Source organism: Paraburkholderia sp. TE9906 (assembly GCF_056279605.1).
In genome coordinates, this window is record NZ_JBWCCT010000039.1 from 1 (window position 1) to 1,901 (window position 1,901).

At 59.9% G+C, this 1,901-nt stretch carries 4 protein-coding genes; 2 read left to right on the forward strand and 2 right to left on the reverse strand.

The annotated features are described in order from the left end of the window. Window positions 1-161 (reverse strand): LysR family transcriptional regulator (locus tag ACZ9H4_RS37015; RefSeq protein WP_476123235.1); only part of this gene is annotated, 161 nt, incomplete at its 3' end. A gap of 139 nt (window positions 162-300) precedes the next feature. Between ACZ9H4_RS37015 and ACZ9H4_RS37020 the strand changes: the two genes are divergently transcribed. Continuing rightward, window positions 301-1,131 (forward strand): oxidoreductase, encoded by an 831-nt coding sequence (locus ACZ9H4_RS37020; protein WP_408147329.1) that lies wholly within the window; start codon window positions 301-303, stop codon window positions 1,129-1,131. Window positions 1,132-1,238: 107 nt separating this feature from the next. Further along, the gene (locus ACZ9H4_RS37025; protein ID WP_408158189.1) at window positions 1,239-1,541 is read left to right on the forward strand and encodes a YciI family protein; all 303 of its coding nucleotides are present in this window, start codon (window positions 1,239-1,241) and stop codon (window positions 1,539-1,541) included. Window positions 1,542-1,627: 86 nt separating this feature from the next. Here ACZ9H4_RS37025 and ACZ9H4_RS37030 read toward each other — a convergent pair. After that, the coding region (locus ACZ9H4_RS37030) for a zinc-binding dehydrogenase (RefSeq protein ID WP_476123233.1) at window positions 1,628-1,901 on the reverse strand (274 nt) is incomplete at its 5' end.

Here is a 1,901-nt window from a genome sequence, read left to right on the forward strand (position 1 = left end):
GTCCGATTGAAGAGCTTTGTGCCGACCTGCTTTTCCAGCTGGCGGATGACGTAGCTGGCCGCGGAATTGGACATGCCCAGCGCTTGCGCAGCGGCGGTGAAACTCTGCTCCTGGGCGACGAGCACAAACAAGGACAAGTGAGAAAGATCGGAACCGTTCATTATGCAAATTCATTGCATGGACCATTTGCATTATGCCTCTTTTTTTTGTAACGGCATGCGGCCGATACTGTGACGCACATGGCCGCCAGGCGGCGTCGCCATCCTGCAATCGTCCATTGGGATCAAGGAGAGTTCAATAATGAAAACGTGGTTCATCACTGGCGTCAGCTCGGGTTTCGGTCGCACTTTGGCCGAGACGCTCGTGTCTCGCGGCGAGCGTGTCGTCGGCACGTTGCGCAATGAGGGTCAGCGTACGCAATTCGATGCCTTGTCGCCCGGCAAGTCGTTCGGCTACCTCCTCGACGTCCGCGACCACGAGGCGGTGCGTCGCGTGGTCGCGCGAATCGAAGAAGAAGTCGGCGCCATCGACGTCCTCGTCAACAATGCCGGGTATGGATACGAAGGAAGCGTCGAAGAAGCCACGCCGGAGGCCATGCGCGCCCAATTCGATGTAAACCTGTTCGGCGCGGTCAGCGTGTTGCAAGCGGTACTTCCGTTCATGCGCAGCCGTCGCGCAGGCCATATTCTGAATGTGACCTCGATGGGCGGCCTGATGACGTTTCCGGGCGTGGGCGTCTACAACGCCAGCAAGTTCGCACTGGAAGGCATCAACGAGGCACTCGCCTCCGAGGTCAGGCAATTCGGCATCAAGGTCACGGCCATCGAGCCCGGTGCATTCCGCACCGATTGGGCAGGACGTTCGATGACGCGCGCAAGCCGCACGATCTCCGACTATGCGTCGCTCCTCGAACCGATCTCGGCATCCCGCGCCGCGCGCTCGGGAAAGCAGCCGGGCGACCCCGCGCGAGCCGCCCTCGCGATGATCAAGGTCGTGGAATCGGAGCATCCGCCCGTACATCTTCTGCTCGGTACCGACGCGGTGAAATTCGTGCGCGAGAAGATCGCAACGTTGACGAAGGAAATCGACGGTTGGGAATCGCTTAGCCTGAGCACCGACTTTCCCGAGTGAGCGCGTGCACTGCGACTTCGTTTCCTGGATCGCCGTTCGGCGGCGGAGTCGCGGGCTCACGCAGGCCGGATTCAATTACGTGTCTTCGAAATTTCGTTGGGGCGCTCATGTTCATTGTTCTCCTGCAGTACATACAACCTCTTTCTGCCATTGAGGTTCACCTCGAAGCGCATCGGCGTTTTCTCGACCACCACTATGCAACGGGCCGTTTTCTGGCATCCGGTCCGCAGATACCACGAACGGGCGGCGTCATTCTTGCCAAAGCCGCGAGTCGAAAGGAACTCGACGACGTGCTCACCGGGGATCCCTTCTATCGTGAACAGGTCGCGAGCTATCAGATCATCGAATTCGAACCGACCAAATTCGGTGCGGGTGTCCAGACGCTTCTTGCAGCGCCGCTCGTTGAATGAATGATGACGCCATTTGCAACGTGTCTTCAGATGCGTTGCGGGCGCCAATCGGAAGCGAATTCTCACCGGGGCGCCCGCTAGCGGGTTCAGGTCGCGATGTCCACCACCAGCTTGCCCCTTGCCGCGCCTGCCCTGATGGTGCGGTAAGCATCGCACAGGTTGTCGAGTGTGAAGCGCCGCTCGTCCAGAACGGGTAGCAGCCGTCCAGATTCGATCAATCGCCGCGCCTGATCGAGAATCTCGCGATGATGCTTGCGCCCCTCGCCAGACAGCAACGGCGGCAGGATGAACACGCCGGAATAGGTCGCTTCCTTGAAGGACAGCGGGGCCAGCGCATAAGTGCCCCACCCCAGACAACTG

What these genes read in the sequence shown, in the direction of transcription:
- ACZ9H4_RS37020 (WP_408147329.1), top strand. Translation starts at nt 301, where the DNA reads ATGAAAACGTGGTTCATCACTGGCGTCAGCTCGGGTTTCGGTCGCACT.
- ACZ9H4_RS37025 (WP_408158189.1), top strand. Translation starts at nt 1,239, where the DNA reads ATGTTCATTGTTCTCCTGCAGTACATACAACCTCTTTCTGCCATTGAG.